The 18,518-nt window shown below is 63.0% G+C and carries 17 protein-coding genes and 2 tRNA genes; 6 read left to right on the plus strand and 13 right to left on the minus strand.

Going from position 1 to position 18,518, the window contains the following annotated elements; translation table 11 throughout:
* The first annotated feature begins 1 nt into the window (after position 1).
* The 4 genes from ACYUCQ_RS01760 to ACYUCQ_RS01775 are packed head-to-tail and all read left to right on the plus strand — an operon-like array spanning position 2 to position 4,988.
* Complete coding sequence (locus ACYUCQ_RS01760; RefSeq protein ID WP_460252775.1) at positions 2–895, plus strand: glycosyltransferase family 9 protein; 894 nt, start codon at positions 2–4, stop codon at positions 893–895.
* Entirely contained in the window at positions 892–1,917 is a 1,026-nt protein-coding gene (locus ACYUCQ_RS01765; protein ID WP_460252776.1) for a glycosyltransferase, read from the plus strand. The genes ACYUCQ_RS01760 and ACYUCQ_RS01765 overlap by 4 nt, the downstream gene beginning before the upstream one ends.
* On the plus strand, positions 1,917–3,656 hold the full coding sequence (gene asnB, locus ACYUCQ_RS01770; protein ID WP_460252777.1) for an asparagine synthase (glutamine-hydrolyzing): 1,740 nt from the start codon (positions 1,917–1,919) through the stop codon (positions 3,654–3,656). The genes ACYUCQ_RS01765 and asnB overlap by 1 nt, the downstream gene beginning before the upstream one ends.
* Positions 3,657–3,659: 3 nt before the next feature.
* Positions 3,660–4,988 (plus strand): dihydroorotase, encoded by a 1,329-nt coding sequence (locus ACYUCQ_RS01775; protein ID WP_460252778.1) that lies wholly within the window; start codon positions 3,660–3,662, stop codon positions 4,986–4,988.
* Positions 4,989–5,016: 28 nt separating this feature from the next.
* Here ACYUCQ_RS01775 and ACYUCQ_RS01780 read toward each other — a convergent pair whose 3' ends face one another.
* Positions 5,017–6,183 (minus strand): pyridoxal phosphate-dependent aminotransferase, encoded by a 1,167-nt coding sequence (locus ACYUCQ_RS01780; RefSeq protein ID WP_460252841.1) that lies wholly within the window; start codon positions 6,181–6,183, stop codon positions 5,017–5,019.
* Between the two features lie 7 nt (positions 6,184–6,190).
* Positions 6,191–7,606, minus strand: a complete 1,416-nt coding sequence (locus ACYUCQ_RS01785) for a gamma-glutamyltransferase (protein ID WP_460252779.1) — start codon at positions 7,604–7,606, stop codon at positions 6,191–6,193.
* 222 nt (positions 7,607–7,828) lie between these two features.
* Here ACYUCQ_RS01785 and ACYUCQ_RS01790 point away from each other — a divergent pair, with 222 nt between their 5' ends.
* Positions 7,829–8,623, plus strand: coding sequence for a Coq4 family protein (locus tag ACYUCQ_RS01790; RefSeq protein ID WP_460252780.1), 795 nt, complete (start codon positions 7,829–7,831; stop codon positions 8,621–8,623).
* A gap of 6 nt (positions 8,624–8,629) precedes the next feature.
* On the opposite strand, the gene serS is transcribed toward ACYUCQ_RS01790, so the two are convergent.
* The 11 genes from serS to ACYUCQ_RS01845 form a co-directional block, all read right to left on the minus strand.
* On the minus strand, positions 8,630–9,919 hold the full coding sequence (serS, locus tag ACYUCQ_RS01795) for a serine--tRNA ligase (RefSeq protein ID WP_460252781.1): 1,290 nt from the start codon (positions 9,917–9,919) through the stop codon (positions 8,630–8,632).
* 17 nt (positions 9,920–9,936) lie between these two features.
* Entirely contained in the window at positions 9,937–10,737 is an 801-nt protein-coding gene (gene tatC, locus ACYUCQ_RS01800; RefSeq protein ID WP_460252782.1) for a twin-arginine translocase subunit TatC, read from the minus strand.
* A 9-nt stretch (positions 10,738–10,746) separates the two neighbouring features.
* The gene (gene tatB, locus ACYUCQ_RS01805; protein WP_460252783.1) at positions 10,747–11,202 is read right to left on the minus strand and encodes a Sec-independent protein translocase protein TatB; all 456 of its coding nucleotides are present in this window, start codon (positions 11,200–11,202) and stop codon (positions 10,747–10,749) included.
* Between the two features lie 55 nt (positions 11,203–11,257).
* Positions 11,258–11,857: an SMC-Scp complex subunit ScpB gene (scpB, locus tag ACYUCQ_RS01810; RefSeq protein ID WP_460252784.1), complete on the minus strand. Its 600-nt coding sequence runs from the start codon at positions 11,855–11,857 to the stop codon at positions 11,258–11,260.
* Positions 11,850–12,641: a segregation and condensation protein A gene (locus tag ACYUCQ_RS01815; RefSeq protein ID WP_460252785.1), complete on the minus strand. Its 792-nt coding sequence runs from the start codon at positions 12,639–12,641 to the stop codon at positions 11,850–11,852. Before ACYUCQ_RS01815 ends, scpB begins: the two co-directional genes overlap by 8 nt.
* A complete protein-coding gene (locus ACYUCQ_RS01820; protein WP_460252786.1) occupies positions 12,628–13,323 on the minus strand; it encodes a site-2 protease family protein in 696 nt (231 codons plus the stop codon). The genes ACYUCQ_RS01815 and ACYUCQ_RS01820 overlap by 14 nt, the downstream gene beginning before the upstream one ends.
* A gap of 19 nt (positions 13,324–13,342) precedes the next feature.
* A complete protein-coding gene (nagZ, locus tag ACYUCQ_RS01825; protein WP_460252787.1) occupies positions 13,343–14,326 on the minus strand; it encodes a beta-N-acetylhexosaminidase in 984 nt (327 codons plus the stop codon).
* A gap of 27 nt (positions 14,327–14,353) precedes the next feature.
* Positions 14,354–15,160 (minus strand): SPOR domain-containing protein, encoded by an 807-nt coding sequence (locus tag ACYUCQ_RS01830; protein ID WP_460252788.1) that lies wholly within the window; start codon positions 15,158–15,160, stop codon positions 14,354–14,356.
* Between the two features lie 38 nt (positions 15,161–15,198).
* On the minus strand, positions 15,199–16,989 hold the full coding sequence (gene argS, locus ACYUCQ_RS01835; protein ID WP_460252789.1) for an arginine--tRNA ligase: 1,791 nt from the start codon (positions 16,987–16,989) through the stop codon (positions 15,199–15,201).
* Positions 16,990–16,996: 7 nt separating this feature from the next.
* Positions 16,997–18,139: a deoxyguanosinetriphosphate triphosphohydrolase gene (locus ACYUCQ_RS01840; protein ID WP_460252790.1), complete on the minus strand. Its 1,143-nt coding sequence runs from the start codon at positions 18,137–18,139 to the stop codon at positions 16,997–16,999.
* A gap of 79 nt (positions 18,140–18,218) precedes the next feature.
* Positions 18,219–18,294, minus strand: a tRNA-Ala gene (locus ACYUCQ_RS01845).
* A 135-nt stretch (positions 18,295–18,429) separates the two neighbouring features.
* Here ACYUCQ_RS01845 and ACYUCQ_RS01850 point away from each other — a divergent pair.
* Positions 18,430–18,504 (plus strand) — tRNA-Thr (locus tag ACYUCQ_RS01850).
* The last annotated feature ends 14 nt before the right edge of the window (positions 18,505–18,518 follow it).

The raw sequence follows: 18,518 nt of genomic DNA on the forward strand, positions 1-18,518 counted from the left end.
GATGGCGATCTTATTCATTACCTCGTCTCGGCTGGGCGATGCGGTCATAGCGTCGGGCGCGATTGAGCATATTCGTGCCACGCATCCGGGTGCGAAATTGACGGTGGCGTGCGGCGCAGCGGCGGCAGGGGTGTTTGCCCGGCTGCCCGGCTTGGAGCGGTTGATTATTTTTGAGAAACAAAGCCTCGATCGGCATTGGTTGTCGCTATGGTCGCGGCTGGTGGTGCAGCGTTGGGATTTGGTGGTGGATTTTCGCGGCTCAGTCTTGGCCTATGCGCTGCCGGCACGACGCCGCCTGATTGTGCGGGGTGGGCGGCGACCGGGACGGCGTTACCAGCAAATCGGCGATGCATTACGCTTATCGCCACCGCCTTTGCCGGTGGTGTGGACCGCACCGCAAGATCGGGCGCGGGCGGCTGCTTTGCTGGAGGGGCCTGCGCTGTTGGGGCTAGGGCCGACGGCGAATTGGGATGGAAAAATTTGGCCGGCTGACCGATTTGTGGCGCTGGCGCAGCATTTGGCGTTGCCGCGCATCGCGATATTTGGTGGCCCTGGCGATGCTGAGCGGGCGCGGGCTGCGCCAGTGCTCGCCGGGTTGCCGGGGGCGATTGATTTGGTCGGGGCGCTGAGCGTGGCCGAGGCCGCCGCCTGCTTGGCCCGCTGTTCGCTGTTTGTGGGTAATGATTCTGGGCTGATGCATTTATCAGCGGCCGCAGGCACGCCGACGCTGGGGCTGTTCGGGCGCTCGCGTGCGTCGGAATATGCACCGGCGGGGCTGCATGCGGCGTATGTAGCCGCGCCGGGTCCGGAGGGTGAGGCGGCGATGGAGGGGTTGCGGGTGGAGGACGTGGCGCAGGCGGCGCGGGATTTACTCGGCGTGCTGGCGCCCGCATGAGAATCGCCCAGCTCATGGCCGGTGCCGCGCAGGGTGGTGCCGAATTATTTTACGAGCGGATGACATTGGCATTGGCGCAGTCGGGCAATGATGTATTGCCGGTGATTCGCGGCGAGCCTGAGCGCGTTGCGCGATTGACGGCGCTGGGACTGGCGCCGGTGACGACCCGGTATGGCGGCGTGCTGGATCTTCGCTCAAAGCCCGTGATCGCTGCCGCGTTGCGCGATTTTCGCGCCGAGATTGCGATTGCCTGGATGAGCCGGGCGGCGATGCATGCGCCGCAAGGTGATTGGACCTTGGTAGGGCGGCTCGGTGGCTATTATGATTTGAAATATTTTCGCCGTTGCGATCATTTGGTGGGTAATACCAGAGGGATCGTTCGGTGGATCGCGGATCAAGGCTGGCCCGCCGCTCAAGTGCATTATTGGCCCAATTTTGTCGATGATTTCGCAGCGACGCAAGCCGCGTCGCGCGCGCCATTGGGCGTGCCGGATGCGGTGCCGTTGGTTTTGGCGCTCGGACGGCTGCACAATGTAAAGGGTTTTGATGTGTTGATCCGCGCAATGGCGCAGGTGCCCGCGGCGCATGCGGTGATCGCGGGTGCGGGGCCGGAGCGGGCGGCGCTGGAGCGGTTGGTAGCCGAGTGTGGCGTGCGGGATCGCGTGCATCTGCCCGGCTGGCGCGGTGATGCCGGGGCCTTGCTCAAGGCGGCGGATGTATTTGTATCCTCGTCGCGCCACGAGCCGCTGGGTAATATGGTGCTGGAGGCGTTTTCGGCGGGTACACCGGTGGTGGCGGCGGCGGCGGAAGGTCCGTCCGAGCTGATCGAGGACGGGCAGGATGGGCTGTTGGTGCCGATCGATGATCCGCACGCATTGGCCGGGGCGATCCGGGCGGTGCTGGATGATCGGCAGCGGGGCGCTGCGCTGGCGGCGGCGGGGCGCGCCCGGTTCGAGGCTGAGTTTGAGCGCGATGCGGTGCTGCGCGTTTGGCAGGATGCGCTGAGCGGGCTGGTGCGCTGATGTGCGGCATTGCGGGCATGGCGTTCAAGCCAGGCGGGCGGATCACCCCAGAAATCATGGCCGCCTTAGCGCGTGGATTGGCGCATCGGGGGCCGGATGGCAGCGGGGCGCATATCAGTGCGCGGGCGGCCTTGGTGCAAACCCGACTCGCGATTATCGATCTGACGACCGGCGATCAGCCATTATTTGGTGCGGATTCGGTGCTGATTGGCAATGGCGAGATTTACAATCATCGCGAATTGCGCGCGGCGATGCCCAATATCGCCTGGACCAGTGGCAGCGATTGTGAGCCACCGCTCTATTTGGCGCGAGACCAGCCCGACCTGATCGCCCCGTTGCGTGGCATGTATGCGCTCGCACTTGATCGGGCGGTCGCGGGCGATGTTTTGCTGGCGCGCGATCCATTCGGGATCAAGCCGCTTTACACCGCGATGAGCGATCAGGGCGTCGGCTTTGCGTCCGAACCGCAAGCGCTGATCGGTGCGGGGTTGGCGCCAGCGACGCTGCGCCCGGACCGGCTGGTGGAGCTGTTACAGGTGCAATTTACCACCGGCACCGAGACGGTGTTTGCCGGGATTGACCGGGTGCGCCCGGGCGATGTGCTGACGCTGCGTGACGGGCAGATCGTGGCGCGGGCCGCGCATCCGGCGATTATCGCGGGGGCCGCGCCATCGGGCGAGGATGCGGCGCTCGCGATGCTGGATCGGGTCTTGCAAGACAGTGTCGAGATGCATCAGCGCAGCGATGTTCCTTATGGTATGTTTCTCTCCGGGGGCATCGATAGTGCCACGATTTTGGCGTTGATGGCGCGGCTGAATAACGCGAAGGTGCTGGCTTTTACCGCCGGGTTTGATTCCGCATCGGTCGCGGATGAGCGCGACGCGGCGGCGATGACGGCGCGTGCGGTGGGGGCGCGCCATGAGCGCATTGAGATCAGTGAAGCGATGATGTGGCGGCATTTGCCGCAAATCGTTGCGGCGATGGATGATCCGGTTGCGGATTATGCGATTATCCCGACCTGGTTTCTGGCGCGCCATGCGGCAGGGTCGGTGAAAGTCGTGCTCTCAGGTGAGGGCGGTGATGAAATGTTTGCCGGGTACGGGCGGTATCGTGCCGCCATGCGGCCTTGGCCGTTTGGCCGACCGATGCGTGCGAAAGGCGCGTTCGATCAGCTTGGCGTTTTGCGTGCAACCGGGAGAGAATGGCGCGCCGGGATTGCGGCGAGCGCTGAGGGCTTGCCGGGATCGCGGTTGGCGCGCGCGCAGCGGGCGGATATTGCGGAATGGCTGCCGAATGATTTGCTGTTGAAATTGGACCGATGCCTGATGGCGCATGGGGTTGAAGGGCGCACGCCCTTTGTGGACAAAGAGGTGGCGCGATTTGCGTTCTCCCTGCCGGATCGGCTGCGGGTGCAAAACGGGTTTGGCAAATATTTGCTGCGGCGCTGGCTTGCGCATTATTTACCGGCGGCGCGCCCCTTTGCCCGCAAGCAAGGATTTGACGTGCCGGTGGCGGCGTGGATTGCCGGTCAGGGCGAGCGGCTCGGCGCTTTGGTGGCGCGCGCGCCGATCATCACCGAATTGGCCGAGCCGGATGCGGTGCGGCGTTTATTTGGCCGGGCGCATGATCGGCGAGCTGGGATGGCATGTTGGCGGCTGTTGTTTCTGGCGTTGTGGCATCACCAGCACGGGCTGGGCGGTGCAGTCGATGGTGATGTATTTGAGGTTTTAGCGGGGTGAGTCATGGTTGAGCAATTTGATTTGATCATCGAGAATGGTGTGGCGGTCCTGCCCTGGGGGATGGTTGAGGCGCGCATTGGGGTGCGGGCGGGCCGGATCGTAACGTTGGCCGCGCAGGGTGAGGCGGCGCAGCGTATCAATGCCAGCGGGTTGCATATATTGCCGGGCTTGATTGATCCGCACGTGCATTTTCGGGATTCGGGTTCGGGTGAATTATCCACGGTGGAAACGCTAGAGACCGGCACGCGCGGTGCAGTGCTGGGCGGCATCACCGCTGTGTTCGATATGCCCAATACTGGCAGGCCCGGCATTGACGAAGCGGCACTCGCGACCAAGCGCGCCTCGATTGCCGGGCGCGCTTGGTGCGATGTCGGGCTTTATGTCGGCGCGACCAAGCAGAATATTGGTCAGCTGGCTTCCTTGGAGGCAGAGCCAGGGATTTGCGCGATCAAGGTATTCGCCGGTTCATCGACCGGCACGTTGTTGGTGGAGGATGATGCCTCGATCGAGGCGGTGATGCGGGCGGGGCGGCGGCGGATTGCATTTCATTCGGAGGATGAATATCGGCTGCAGGCGCGGCGCCAGCTTTTTGCGCTCGGGGATGGCTTTGCCCATCATGCGCTATGGCGCGATCCAGAATGTGCAGCGCTCGGCACGAGGCGGATCATGGCGCTGGCGCGCAAGACCGGACGGCCTGCCCATATATTGCATGTCTCGACCGAGGAGGAGTTTTCGTTCCTCGCCGATTATCGGGACGTCGCGAGCGTCGAGGTGCTGGTCAATCACCTGACCCAGATGGCGCCCGACGCCTATGATCGGCTGGGTGCTTATGCGGTGATGAATCCGCCGATCCGTGATCGCCGCCATGTCGAGGCGGCGTGGCGGGCGGTGGCCGATGGGCTGGTTGATACGATTGGCTCCGATCATGCCCCGCATCCGCGCAGCGCCAAGCAGCGGCCCTGGCCAGAGACCGCCGCCGGATTGACCGGGGTGCAAACCCTGGTGCCGGTGATGCTGGAGCAGGTGCATCAGGGCCGATTATCGCTGCCCCGCTTGGTTGAATTGATGGCGGCGGGGCCGGCCCGGATTTATGGCGCCGTGGGCAAGGGGCGGATCGCGGCGGGGTATGATGCAGATTTTACCTTGGTGGATTTGCGGGCACAGCGCCGGATTGAGCCGGAATGGCTCGTCAGCCCGTGCGGATGGTCACCGTTCATGGGCGAGTCAGTGACGGGCTGGCCGATGATGACCATTGTGCGCGGTGCGGTGGTGATGCGCGATGGGGCGGTTTTAGGTGCGCCGGTTGGGCAGAGTATGGCGTTTCGCAGTTAGATCGATATTGATGATAATCAATCACGCTCTAGGATTGTGCGGCGCGGGCGATGAAGCGTTGCGCGGCGATTTCGATATCCGCAGGGTCAGCGCAATAGGACAGGCGGATGAAGTGGCCGCCGCGTTCGCTGTCGAAATCATGGCCGGGCGTTGCGGCAATATGCCAATCGGCGAGCAGCGCGCGGCAGAATTCGGTGCTGTCCTGACCGGCGGCGCTGATATCGGCGTAGAGATAGAACGCCCCATCGGGCGGGGCGATGGCGCCGAGCCCGGCTTGCGGCAAGGTGGCGAGCAGGATGTTGCGCGATTGGGCATAGCGATCACGCCGCGCTTGCAGTTCGGGGTGGCAATCGAACGCGGCGAGGGCCGCGACTTGGGAAACATGCGGCGCGCAAATGAACATGTTTTGCGCCAGCCGTTCGACCGGGCGGATTAAATCATCGGGCAACAGCATCCAGCCAACGCGCCAGCCGGTCATTGAGAAATATTTCGAGAAAGAATTGATCACGATGGCTGAGGGGCTGTAAGCCGCCGCGGTCGCGATAGGTTTGCCGTAGGTCAGACCATGATAAATCTCATCGCTGATCAGGCGGATGCCTTTGGCGTGGCAGTAGCGCGCCAAAGCGGCGAGATCATCGCCACTGAGCATCGAGCCGGTGGGATTGGCGGGCGAGGCGATGAGCAGCCCATCGGGCGCTGGATCGAGCGCCTCGAGCATGGCGATGGTGGGTTGAAAGCCGGTTGACGCATCGCTCGGCAGCCGGACGGGGTGCAGGCCGAGCGCGGTCATGATGTTCAAATAAGGTGGGTAACAGGGTGTGGCGAGGGCGATGCGATCGCCTGGCTCGAAGGCGGCGAGAAAGCCGAGCGGAAACCCGGCTGATGCGCCGGCCACCACCGCGATGCGGCTGGATGGAACATCAAGGCCATACCATTCGCCATAATGGGTGGCGATGCGCGCGCGCAATTCGGGCAGGCCCAGCGCCTCGGTATAGCCGAGCGCGTGCTGTCCCATGGCATGATGCGCAACGCTCAGCGCGTGGGCCGGCGCGCCGCGTGCTGGTTGGCCGACTTCCATGCGGATGATGGCGGGGTCAGAGGGACCAAGCCGCGCGCTGAGGGCGTTGGCAGCGGTGATTACATCCATTACCCGAAAAGGCGGAACCGCCTGTGCCGCACCGATTTTCAGCATGATCGGCGCGCTAACGGTTGCCCACGGCGAGGCCGAAGCTGCGCGGATCAGCGGCGGCGGTGCAGCTTTTCGGCGCGCCGGGTAAACCACCCGCGCAAGCAATTACACTCACGCGACCAGGGCTAGGCACCATTTTGGGCATGGCGATGCGCGCATGCAGGGCATTGTAAAGGCCGTCAGCCACTGCCATCGGCGCGCCTTGCTGGCCTGAACCCACGGCAATGGCGCGAAATTTCGCACCTTGGCTGGCGAGACCGGCGGCGAGCAAGGGCGGCTTGATCCGTGCTGGTGATGCGGCAAGCACAATGCCGGTGCCCGGTGCGACGCGACCGGTGCCGAATAGATTATCCATGCTGGTAACACAGCCGACCGCACCGCCCTGATCATCGAGCACCGCGAATCCCGCTGAGGCGGGCAAGGCCGTGCCCGCGGCAGGAACGCTGCCATTGCGTGCGGCCATGGCGCTATCGAGCGCTTGGGTTGCAGCCATGGGAAGGTTTTGTGGGTCTTGCGCGAGCGCCTCGATGCCGGCGGCGGCACCGACACCACCGGACGCAGGGCGTGGCAGCAGCGCAATCTGTGCGCCAAAGCGGTGCAGCATGATCGGTGCCGCGTAAAACGGTTTGGCATCTTGGAAATTAACAGCGGTGAGGCCGCCACCCGCTTGATCCGCCGCGCGGGTGATGCGTGCGGCAAGGCGGCCTTGATAGAAATCAAGCACGCCATTGGCCTGCAGGTGATTGAGAATGTTTGCGAGGTCAGGTTGTTGCAGGGTCTCGCCTTCGCGCAGAATGCGCCCGTCTGGCCCGGCAAAAATGACACGGGCGGCGGGATCAGCAAGGAATGCGTTACCGACCACGGATAAATCAGCAGCCAACGCCCGCGAAACCGGCACCCCGCCACCGGCCATGGTTTCAGCCGGTGCCAGATCCGCCGCGAGTGATAGACGACCATAGCGCGCTTGCATCGCGACCAGTCCACGCGCGAGCATCGGCACGGCGGCGGGGCGTGAGCCGCCGCCTGTGCCGGGTTCGGGCAGGAACATCAGCGCCGTTGTGGTGATGGGGCCTTTATGGACTTTCATGCGAATCAGGCAGGCGCCACCGCTGCCCAGCCCCGCGCGCGACGGCAGGGTGACGGCGAGCGCAAAGCCGGCAGCCGTGGCGGCATCGGCGGCGTTGCCGCCTTGATTGAGGATTTGCTGCGCGGCCAAGGTGGCTTCGGGGACCGGCGTGACGGCAAACCCGACCACACCGCGTTGTGGCGCAGGCTCACCCAGACCTTTGGCGCTGCCGCCGAACAGGTTTTGCTGCAGGCCGCAGCTCGATAAAAGCAGCGTAAGGGCGGATGAAGCCAATATCGCGAGGCGACGCGCCGATGCGCTGCGACGCGGTGTTGGGACGTTCAAGGGTGGCTGAGTGGGCACTGTCGATCCTCCGGGCGCGCCTGATGGCGCGGGCGTCGGCATAACGGTGAATCCGTGTCGGGGCAACTCTCGGACCCGGTTTGGCGGGTCGTTTTACCGCGATGCGGCGGGCGGCTGGCCCGATTTCTATTGACAATTTAGAAAACAGTTGGCATTTCGTGCTGCAATCTGCATGAAGGGGTGGGACCGATCCGGTGCGCCTTTTGCGAGGAATGGCGAGCAATGTCCCAGGTGACAAATTCCAGCCCTTATAAGCCGCCGCGGGTGCGCCCGCTTGATGCAGCCATCGCGATTATGCGCTTGTTGCGCGATCCTCAGGATACCACGCAGGTTTTCCGCCTGACCGACGCGTTGCGCGGGCGCTCTGGGGTTAAGCCTTACCAGCGGTTTCGGAACTCGCCTGTGGGGGCGCAGATCATCGCGGAGCGCCGGCATCTGATCCATACACTGGCGGATCGGGCCGCTTTGGCCACGCTGCCGGACAATAGCGTTGGGCGATGCTATTTGGCGTTCATGGCGGAGGAAAACCTGACTGCCGAGGGGCTTGCCGAAATTTCGAGCGAGGCGATTGCCTCGTTGGCCAATCGTGAGGAAGGGGCGAGGCTTTTCGCGATGCGCATGCGCGACATGCATGATTTATATCATGTCCTGGCTGGCTATGGCCGCGATGAGCTGGGCGAGGTGTGCGTGTTGGCGTTTTCCTATCCGCAGCAAAAAATCCGCAGTTTTGCGGTCATTGCGTTTCTGGGCCGGCTGCGCATTGGGCAGTTGCTGCGTCAATCGAAACTGAAAATACCCGGTGTTGCGGAGGCGGTGCGCGAAGCCGCCGCGCACGGGGCCCAGGCCGCTTGGCTGCCGGGCGAGGATTTGGAAGCGTTGCTGGCAGAGGATATCGATAGGGTGCGCGCCAGGCTCGGTATTGCGCCGCCCGCCCGCTATCAGGCGATCCTCAACCAAATCGCGGCGCGCACCGGCACCAGGGTTTCGACGTTCAGTGCCTTGCGCGCCCAGATGTGAATGTATTTAGGATGGCTTGCCGATCAGGCTCCGTCCGCCCATCGCGGGCCTGAGCACTTCGGGAATGGTGATGGTGCCGTCCTGGTTTTGATAATTCTCCAGCACGGCAATCAGTGCCCGACCAACGGCAACGCCCGAGCCATTCAGCGTGTGAACGAAGGCCGGTTTTTCTGGTTTGGCGCCGGTTTGCGCCGGGCGGTAGCGGGCATTCATGCGCCGGGCCTGGAAGGCGTGGCAATTCGAGCAGGAGGAGATCTCCCGGAACGTGCCTTGGCCGGGCAGCCAGACTTCGAGATCGTAGGTTTTCGCGGCGGCGAAGCCCGTATCACCGGCGCAGAGCAACATGCGCCGATAGGGCAGATCCAAGCGCTCCAGCACGGTTTCGGCGCAGCGGGTCATGCGTTCATGTTCGTCGTTGCTGGCGTCTGGCGTGGTAATCGAGACCAGCTCGACCTTCCAAAATTGATGTTGGCGCAGCATACCCCGCGTGTCGCGCCCAGCAGATCCGGCTTCCGAGCGAAATGATGGGGTCAGGGCGGTGACGCGCAGCGGCAGCCTCGCCACATCGATAATCTCGTCCCTGACGAGGTTGGTGAGCGGCACTTCGGCGGTCGGGATTAACCAGCGGCCATCGTTGGTTTTGAACAAATCTTCGGCGAATTTCGGCAATTGGGCGGTGCCGAACAAGGCCGCGTCATTGACCAGCAGCGGCGTGGAGATCTCAGTATAGCCGTGTTCGCTGGTGTGCAGATCGATCATGAATTGACCAAGAGCGCGTTCCAGCCGCGCCAGATCGCCGCGCAAGACGGTAAATCGACTGCCTGCAATTTTGCCCGCGGCGGCAAAATCCATCAGGCCGAGCGCTTCACCAAGATCGAAATGTTCGCGCGGTGGAAAAGCAAAATTTTTGATGGTGCCATAATGCGATATTTCGGCATTGGCAGATTCGTTAATTCCATTGGGTACATCAGGATCGAGACTATTGGGCAAAGACGCCAGAATTTCGTGCAATTCGGCTTCGATGGTGCCAACTTTTTCGGTCAATTGATCGACAATTTGGCGCAGCGCCATGCCTTGCGCTTCGAGGGATGTTGTGTCGCTGCCTTGGCGTTTGGCGGTGCCGATGGCGGCGGCAAGCTGATTGCGCTCGGCCTGATGCGCCTGAAGTGCGGCAAGGGCGGCTTTGCGCTCTTCGGTGCGACTCAGGAAGGTCGCGGGCAGGCCGGCAAGATGTCGGCGGCCAAGTTCTTCATCGAATTTCGCACCTTGGCGGAGCACATCATTGAGGTCATGCATGGATACGATACTCGTGGTTACGCGTCGGCGGGTTTGGGTTGTACCAGCTTGACCGCAAAAATTGACAACTCAAACAGAAAAATCAGCGGGAGCGCTAAGCCGGTCATGGTGAACACATCGGGCGGGGTGAGGATTGCCGCGACGATGAAGCAACCGACCCAGGCGTAACGGCGATATTTTTTCAAGCCGGCGGCGGTAACAATACCCACACGGCCCAGCAAGGTGAGCAGAACCGGGAGTTCGAAACACAGGCCAAACGCGAAAATCAGCTTCATCACCAAATTCAGATAGTCCGACACGCGGGGCAGCACGTCGATTTGGAAATTCTGGTTGGCGGGGCTGGTTTGGAAACTAAGGAAGAATTTCCAAGCATTCGGGAAAATCACATAGTAAGCGAGCGCGCCGCCGGCGAAGAACAAGATCGGTGTTGCGAATAAAAAGGGCAGCAGCGCGCGTTTTTCGCTGCGATAGAGGCCCGGCGCGATGAAGAGCCAGATTTGGGTAGCGATGATCGGGAACGAGAAGAAGGCGGCGGAGAAAATTGCGACTTTCACATAGGTGAAAAAGGCTTCGTACAGCGCCGTGTAGACCAGCTCAGGCTTCTGGCCCCGCTCTTTGAGAATATGCACCAGCGGTTGCGCCAGAAAGTAATAGACATCCTTGGCGAAATAATAGGAAATCAGAAATGCGACCAGAAACGCCGCTGCCGACCAGAGCAGGCGTTTGCGCAATTCGGCCAGATGGTCGAGCAACGGCATTTCCCGGTCATTGATCGGGTCGTCCGGCTTGCTGTCAGGTTCGGTGGAGTCGATATCCATAAAGGTCTCTTACCAGATTCGCGTGCCGGGAGGTATGAAGGCCGGGATCGGCCGGTTGCGCGCGGCATCGGGTGGAATGAAAGCGGGCGCATCGGGCGGCAAAGTCGCCTCGCTATCATAGCCGGTGTAGCTGCTGCCAAATGAAGCCGACTCGCCGATTGCGGGGGTTTCTTCGCCGGTGGTGGGGTCAAAAGCGTGGCGTAAATCGCCCACCGGGTCGATATGGCGCTCGATGGCGCTGCCCAGGTCGAAATTGCGCAGGCTGCGCAATTCGGACCCGACATCCGCCAAATCCGCCTCGCGCATCAATTCCTGCATATGGCCTTGGAACTCACCCGCCAGGCCGCGCATTTTGCGCAAGGCCGCCGTTGCGGTGCGAATGGCCACCGGCAGGTCTTTCGGGCCGATGACCAGCAGAGCCACCACCAGAATTACGCCAATTTCTGCCCAGGAAAATCCGAACATTCTCGCTCACTGTTGTCGCGGCGCACAAAAGCGGGCCACCCGGTGGTGTGTCCGCTTAATCGGACGCTGCTCTAGCAGCCTGATCGGTGGGGTCAAGGATTGCGGGTGGCTCGACCGGCTTTTGCGGCTCCGGCTCGATCAGCAAATCACTCCGCTTGGGCAGATCGCGCAGGTCACGCAGGCCATAGGCGGCGAGAAAATGCGGCGTCGTGCCCCATAATGTCGGGCGGCCCGGCACTTCCTTATGGCCGCGCGGAGCAACCAGATCGGCTTGCAGCAGCGCGTCCAGCGTGTTTTGCGACAGGCTTGCGCCCCGGATCGTCTCGATTTCGGTTCGGGTGACCGGCTGATGATACGCAATGATCGCCAAAGTTTCGAGCGCCACACGCGGCAGGCGTCGCGGTGCTTCGATAATTTTGCGCAAAGCACCGGCAAGGTCGGGCGCGGTGCGAAACATCAGACCCTGGCCGATGGCGATAAGTTCCACGCCGGCCCCTTGATAGCGGGCGCGCACCGCTTCGATTGTGGCGTCGAGATCAGCGCCGTCGGGCAGCAAGGTGGCCAGGGTGCGCAAGGGCACCGGCTCGCGGACGGCAAAAATAGCGGCTTCCAGCAGCCGTTCGGCTGTGCTGGGCGGGGGGGCGGCTTCAGTCATGGGCGCGAGGCTCCTCGGCGCGGCGCAGGCGGATCGGCCCGAAGGGCGCTTCCTGCTGGAGTGAAATAGCGCCGTTGCGGGCCAGCTCGAGCCCGGCCAGCAGCGTGCTCGACAAGGCGGCGCGTTGTGCCAACGGGTCGGGCGGTGCAGCCTCATCGGCGTGGGGCGGCAGAAATTGTTCGAGCGTCTGCCAATCGGCGCTGATCGGCAGCAATCGGCTGAGGCGCTCCAAGGCTTGCTGCACCGACCAGTAGCGCATCGGCTTGGGCTGATAGGCTTGACTTGATGATCCGCGGCGGCGGGCGGCGAGATAGGCCGTGAGCAGTGAGGGCAGATCGACCTTTAATCCGGAGCGGTCGATTTCGGTGAAATCCTCCGGCGCGCCACGGGCGAACACGTCATGATCCAATAATGGCCGGGCGTTCAGCCAGGCTGCGAGGCTGCGCATCGTCTCCAGCTCGCGCAGCCGCTCGGCAAGGTCTTCGGCGGCACGTTCGGCCTCGACCGCTTCGACTTTGTCTGCGGGCAATAGCAGGCGCGATTTCAGCCAGGCGAGCCAGGCGGCCATCACCAGCCAGTCGGCGGCGAGTTCAAGGCGGATGCGCCGGGCATCTTCGATCACGGCAAGATACTGATCGACCAACGCGGTGATCGAGATGCGCGCCAGATCAACTTTTTGCGCGCGCGCAAGATCGAGCAGCAGATCGAGCGGGCCTTCAAACCCGTCGAGCGCCAGGATCAGGCGATGGGCGCTATCGGCTTTGAGGGGTTCAGAATCGGGCATGGGCACCTGCGACTCGCAGCATAATATTGCCAATGCCGGGAACAAGCTGGTTCAAAACAGCGCCCACCGGATCGAAACGCACGCCGATTTCACCGAGCGCCCAAGGCAGCACCAGGACGACGACCAAAACCGTGAAGATGCCGACCCGTTCGATTTGGGCGTAATACAAAGCGAGGCGGGCGGGCAAAATCCCGGCGACGATGCGCCCACCATCGAGCGGCGGGAGCGGCAAAAGATTGAACAGGCCGAGTAGCAGATTGAACTGGATGAAATCCGCAAAAAACGATCCGGTCAGCCCGTGGGCACCGAACGCAGCAAGACCCACAGCGCCAAGGAATGCCAGTGCAAAATTGGTCGCGGGACCCGCGATCGCAACAACAGCCATGCCCTGGCGCGGATAGCGAAATCGGCTGGGATCAACCGGCACGGGCTTGGCCCAGCCAAACATGAAACCGACGCGACCCAGCGTGAGCATCTGGCCGACATAGAGCATCAACGGCAGCAGCACCGAGCCGAACCGATCGATATGGCTCAGCGGGTTGAATGATAATCGGCCAGCCTGAGCCGCTGTGGTGTCGCCAAGCGCGCGTGCGGCATAGCCGTGGGCCAGCTCATGTAAAATAACGGCGATCACGAAAGCTAAAATAGCGAGGGTGATACCGAGGCCGTGATCCCCGGTCATGTCGCGACGGCGTTCCGGCTCATGGCATAGCGTCGGCGAGGGCAGGGGCCGGCGCCGTGGTAAAATCGGTGGCGAGCGGGTCGTCCGCCTGGAATTTCAGTTCTGCCGCCCGCGCGGCGCTGAGCACGAACGCGGCTTCGAGCACGGCGCGGTTCAAGATCAGATCGCCTGAGCAGAACAGGGCGATATCGCAGCCGGCGGCCAGCGCGTCGCGCGCCCGGCTGGCGGGATCGCCGGTCATCGCGCCCATCGCCAAATCATCACTGACCAGAATGCCTTGAAAGCCAATGCGCCGCCGAATGACTTCCTCAATCACGCGCGGCGATACGGTTGCCGGGCGCAGCGCATCCCAGGCCTCGAACACAATATGCGCCGTCATCGCCCAGGGTAGCCGGGCATTGGCCACGAATGGGGCAAGGTCTTGGTCAAGCTGCTTGGTCGCAACGCGCGGCAGCGAGACATGACTATCGATGGTGGCCCGGCCATGGCCGGGGATATGTTTCATCACCGGTTGCACGCCCTGACTGAGAATGCCGCTGGCAATATCCGCGCCAAGCACGCCAACGGCGACCGGATCGGTGCTGATCGCCCGATCACCAATCACCTTGTCCGACCCCAGCACCGGCACATCGAGCACGGGAGCGGTGATGATGTCGATCCCGGCGGCTTGCGCCATCAGGCCCAGAGCCATGCCGCGCTTGCGTGCGGTGCTGCGGGCTTCGGCAGGGTCTTGGCTCCAGAGCGCACCGAGTGTGGCGGCTGGCGGTAGGGAAGGCCAGTGCGGCGCGGCCAATCGGGCAACGCGTCCTCCTTCCTGATCGAGCATCAGAACCGCCTCGGCCGGCAAGGCGCTGCGCAAATCGCTAACCAGCTGCCGAAGCTGGGCCGGGTTTTGGATGTTGCGAGAGAATAAAATGACACCGGCGGGCGGGAGTGCGGCGAACAAAGAGCGTTCGGCCTCGGTCAGCTCAGGGCCAGCGATTCCAACGATAGCGGCTTTCATGGCAAGGACCCAGACATTAAATGGTTGTCAATGAGGCTGATAGCATGGAACGCCGCGCGCGTGTAACCGTGCGCAGAACGCGCTCGCATCGGCGGGCGAGGCGAAGTTGAGCCGGACCCGATAATAGGTTTGGCCGTGAACCTGTCCGGAGACGATATCCGGCGTAAGCCCGCCCAGAATGGTCGGAACCCGCGCAACCAACGTTTGCCAAGCCTGCATCGCTCCGGCCTGGGAGGGGAGTGCCGCGAGTTGCACGGCAGCGGAACCATTGGCCACCGGCTTTGGCGCGTTCGTGCTGGCTGCAATGGTGGTCGTTGATTTCACTGCGGGTGCTGCGGCGCTGGATATATTGGTGGTGGGTGATGAGGCCAGCGGCACCGCACGGGTGGGTGAGCGCGGCGCTTCCGGCGCGCGTGCGGGGGGTAACGGCAGCGAAAGCGGTGCCGGCGCGGCGCTCGGCGTGCCGGATGGTCCGGATAGTCCGGGTGGGCTGGTTGGTTTCGCGGCTTCCAGCGGGGCGAGGTCTGGCGATGGCGGCGGCGGCGCGAGATGGGGGGGTGATGGCGGCGCGCCGGAGAGAATCGGCTCATTGGCACCGGGTACTTGGAGCCCGCCGCGATTGGCCGGGATTGTGCGCATCGGCGTCGCGAGCGGCTTAACCACGGGGGGCGGGCCTAGCCCCGCATGGTAGCCATTCCAGATAATCGCCACCAGAATGACCCCGATACCAAGCCCGCCCGCGATCAGAATTATTCGCCGCGTGGCATCATCCATGCGCCGTTCGCGCAATTGCGGATGGGCATAAGGCGGGATGTCGAGATCCTCGTCATCCATGGCGGGGCAGCCCTTGCGCGCTCATTGCCAGTTGCGCCTCACCGCATTTCCTCGGCCGGGGTGACCCCCATGACGGCCAGAGCCGAGCGGATGACCAAGGCGGTGGCCGCGACCAGCGCGAGCCGCGCGCGGGTTTCAACCGGTTGGTCCGAACGAATGAAGCGAAGCGATGTGTCATCGCGGCCTTTATTCCAGAGCGCATGAAAATCCGATGCCACATCATACACGAAAAATCCGATTCGGTGTGGCTCGCGGGCGATGGCAGCGGCCTCCACCTGCCGGGGCCACGCGGCGAGACGCCTGATCAGTGCCAATTCTTCCGGGGCGGTGAGCGCGGTTAGCTCGGCATGCGCCAAGCTGGCATCATCAACGGCGCCGAGTTCATCAATCGCGGCTGCCGCGCGCAGCACCGAGCGGCAGCGCGCATGGGCGTATTGCACGTAAAAAACCGGATTCTCTCGGGTTTGGGCAACGGCGGCGTCGAGGTCGAAATCCATTTGCGCGTCAGATTTGCGCATCAGCATAATGAATCGCACCACATCGCGGCCGACCGCATCGATCAAATCGCGCAATTCAACATAGGTGCCGGCCCGCTTGCTCATGCGCATCGGCACGCCATCCTTGAGCACCCGCACGATTTGGCACAGCACGATCTCGAAATCCGGTGCGTGATTGCCGCCAATCGCTTGCACCGCCGCCTGCATGCGCTTGGTGTAGCCGCCATGATCGGCGCCGAGCACGTCGATCAGCAAGCTGTATTGACGGGCGATTTTATCGGCATGATAGGCGATGTCATTAAGAAAATACGTGTTTGAGCCATCGGATTTTCGAACCGGACGATCAACGTCATCGCCGAAATCGGTGCTGCGAAACAAGGTTTGCTCACGCGGTTCCCAATCATCCGGGGTTTTGCCCTTCGGCGGCTCCAGCACGCCTTGATAGAGCAGACCCCGCTGTTCGAGTGTTGCGACGGCGCGGGTCACTCCGCCGGAACGGATCATGTCCGCCTCGCTGGTGACCACGTCGTGATGCACGCCCAGGGCTGCCAGATCATCGCGCACCAGCGCCATCATCGCGTTGATCGCATGATCGCGCACGCGGTCCAGCCACAGGGCTGGATCAGCGATGCCGCGTTCGGCGCTGGCTAAGCCAGTGCCATGGATTTCAGCCAAGTGCGCACCAATCGGGATCAAATAATCCCCCGAATATTGCAGGCCGGTTGGCGTGGCGGCGGCGAAATCCGCCTCGCTTAGGCTGGTGCCGATAGCTTGCAAATAGCGCCAATAGACGGACCAAGCGAGCGCAATCACTTGGGCGCCGGCGTCGTTCACGTAATATTCGCGCGTGACCGCGAAGCCCGCTTTGGCCAGCAGATTGGCCAACGCATCGCCGACCACAGCGCCCCGGCAATGACCGACATGCAGCGGCCCGGTCGGGTTGGCCGACACATATTCAACATTGGCGCGCTGGCCCTGACCCAGTCGGCTGGCGCCAAAGGCGGGGCCGGTGCGCAGCATGACCGGAAGCTGCGCCTGCCAAACCGCATCATGGAGTGAAATATTGATGAAACCGGGGCCAGCCGGTTCGGCCTTGGCGATCAGCGTATGGGTAGCGAGTTCAGCCGCAAGGCGGGCGGCCAGCGTGCGCGGATTTTCACCGAGCGGCTTTGCACCGATCAACGCGGCATTGGTCGCCATATCGCCATGCGCGGCCTCGCGCGTTGGGGTCACTTCGATGCGCCCGAGCGCGTCAGCCCCCAATCCCGGATATAGGCGGAGCATGGTGGTGAGCACGATCTCGCGCAGGTCGGTAAACAAATTCTCAGACATCGTAACCTCAGGCAGCAGAATAGGGATCGATCAAGCGGCGATGCTCATCCAGGGCGAAACGATCCGTCATGCCCGCGATGTAGTCACGCACGATTTCGGCGGTCTCAGGACTATGCGGCGCGCCGGCGCGGTCGCGCCAATCATCGCGCAGCAAATCGGGTCGGTCGAGAAACAAGCTGGCCATCTCACGGACCACGGCTTCAACCTTATGGGTCATGCGATTGACCCGCCAATGGCGATACATGCGCGCGTAGAGAAAGCGGCGGATCGCTTGATTGGCCGCCACCAAAGCGGGGCTGAAGCCAATCACCGGCTGATCGGCGCGCCGGATGGCATCGGCTGAGCCGGGGGCTAATGTCGCCAGACGCGCACGGCTTTCGGCCAGGGCGCCGGTCACAAAAACGCCGATCATCTGGCGGACCATATGGGCGCGAATCCGTCGCGGATCGGTGGAAAGCTGCCGCGCCTCGGTCAGAACGGCCCCCACCACGGGCAGGGCGGCCAGATCATCGAGGGTGAACAAGCCGGCCCGTAGCCCGTCATCGAGGTCATGCGCGTGATAGGCGATGTCATCGGCGAGGGCGGCCACTTGCGCTTCGGCGCCGGCTTGGTGGGTCAGGTCAAGCGGGTAGGATGCATCAAACGCGGCGATATAAGCGGGCGGATTGGGCAGCGGGCCATTATGCTTGGCAATGCCTTCGAGCGATTCCCATGTCAGGTTCAGCCCATCGAAACCCGGATAGCGGCATTCAAGGAGCGAAATGCTGCGCAGGCTCTGGGCGTTGTGATCAAAGCCGCCATGCGCGGCGAGAGCGTCGTTTAGTCCAGCTTCGCCCGCGTGGCCGAAGGGCGGGTGGCCCAGATCATGCGCGAGGGCGAGGGTTTCGGTTAAATCCTCATCAAGACCAAGGCCGCGCGCGAGGCTGCGGGCAATCTGCGCCACCTCCAGGCTGTGGGTCAGGCGGGTGCGGTAAAAATCACCCTCATGGATCACGAAGACCTGGGTTTTATATTGCAGCTTGCGAAAGGCCGTGGAGTGCAACACCCGGTCACGATCACGCTGAAACGGGCTGCGCGTGCTGCTCGGCGCCTCCGCATGCTGGCGGCCACGCGAACGGGCAGGGTCAGAGGCATAAGGGGCGAGCGACATGGCAGGGGCTTACCGCGTCGGGCCGGGATATCCAAGCCGGGTCTCCAAGTCAGAGAAATTTTGGAAATTTTCGGAGATTTGGTGGAGCCAATCGGAATCGAACCGACGACCTCCTGAATGCCATTCAGGCGCTCTCCCAACTGAGCTATGGCCCCGCACCGGTGCCGGGCGGTATAGGGCGGTGACGCGTGACCGACAAGCCCCCCCGTCGATGCGGGAAGCGAATGCGCGTTGCCGAGGGCCGGGGGCTGCACAAACGCGTCCGGCATGATAGAGGGAAATCTCGGCGCGCCGGGTTAGCACAGTGGTAGTGCAGCGGTTTTGTAAACCGAAGGTCGGGGGTTCAAATCCCTCACCCGGCACCAGCCGGACAAGGCTG

The sequence above is a fragment of the Acidiphilium sp. MT5 genome (assembly GCF_054767495.1).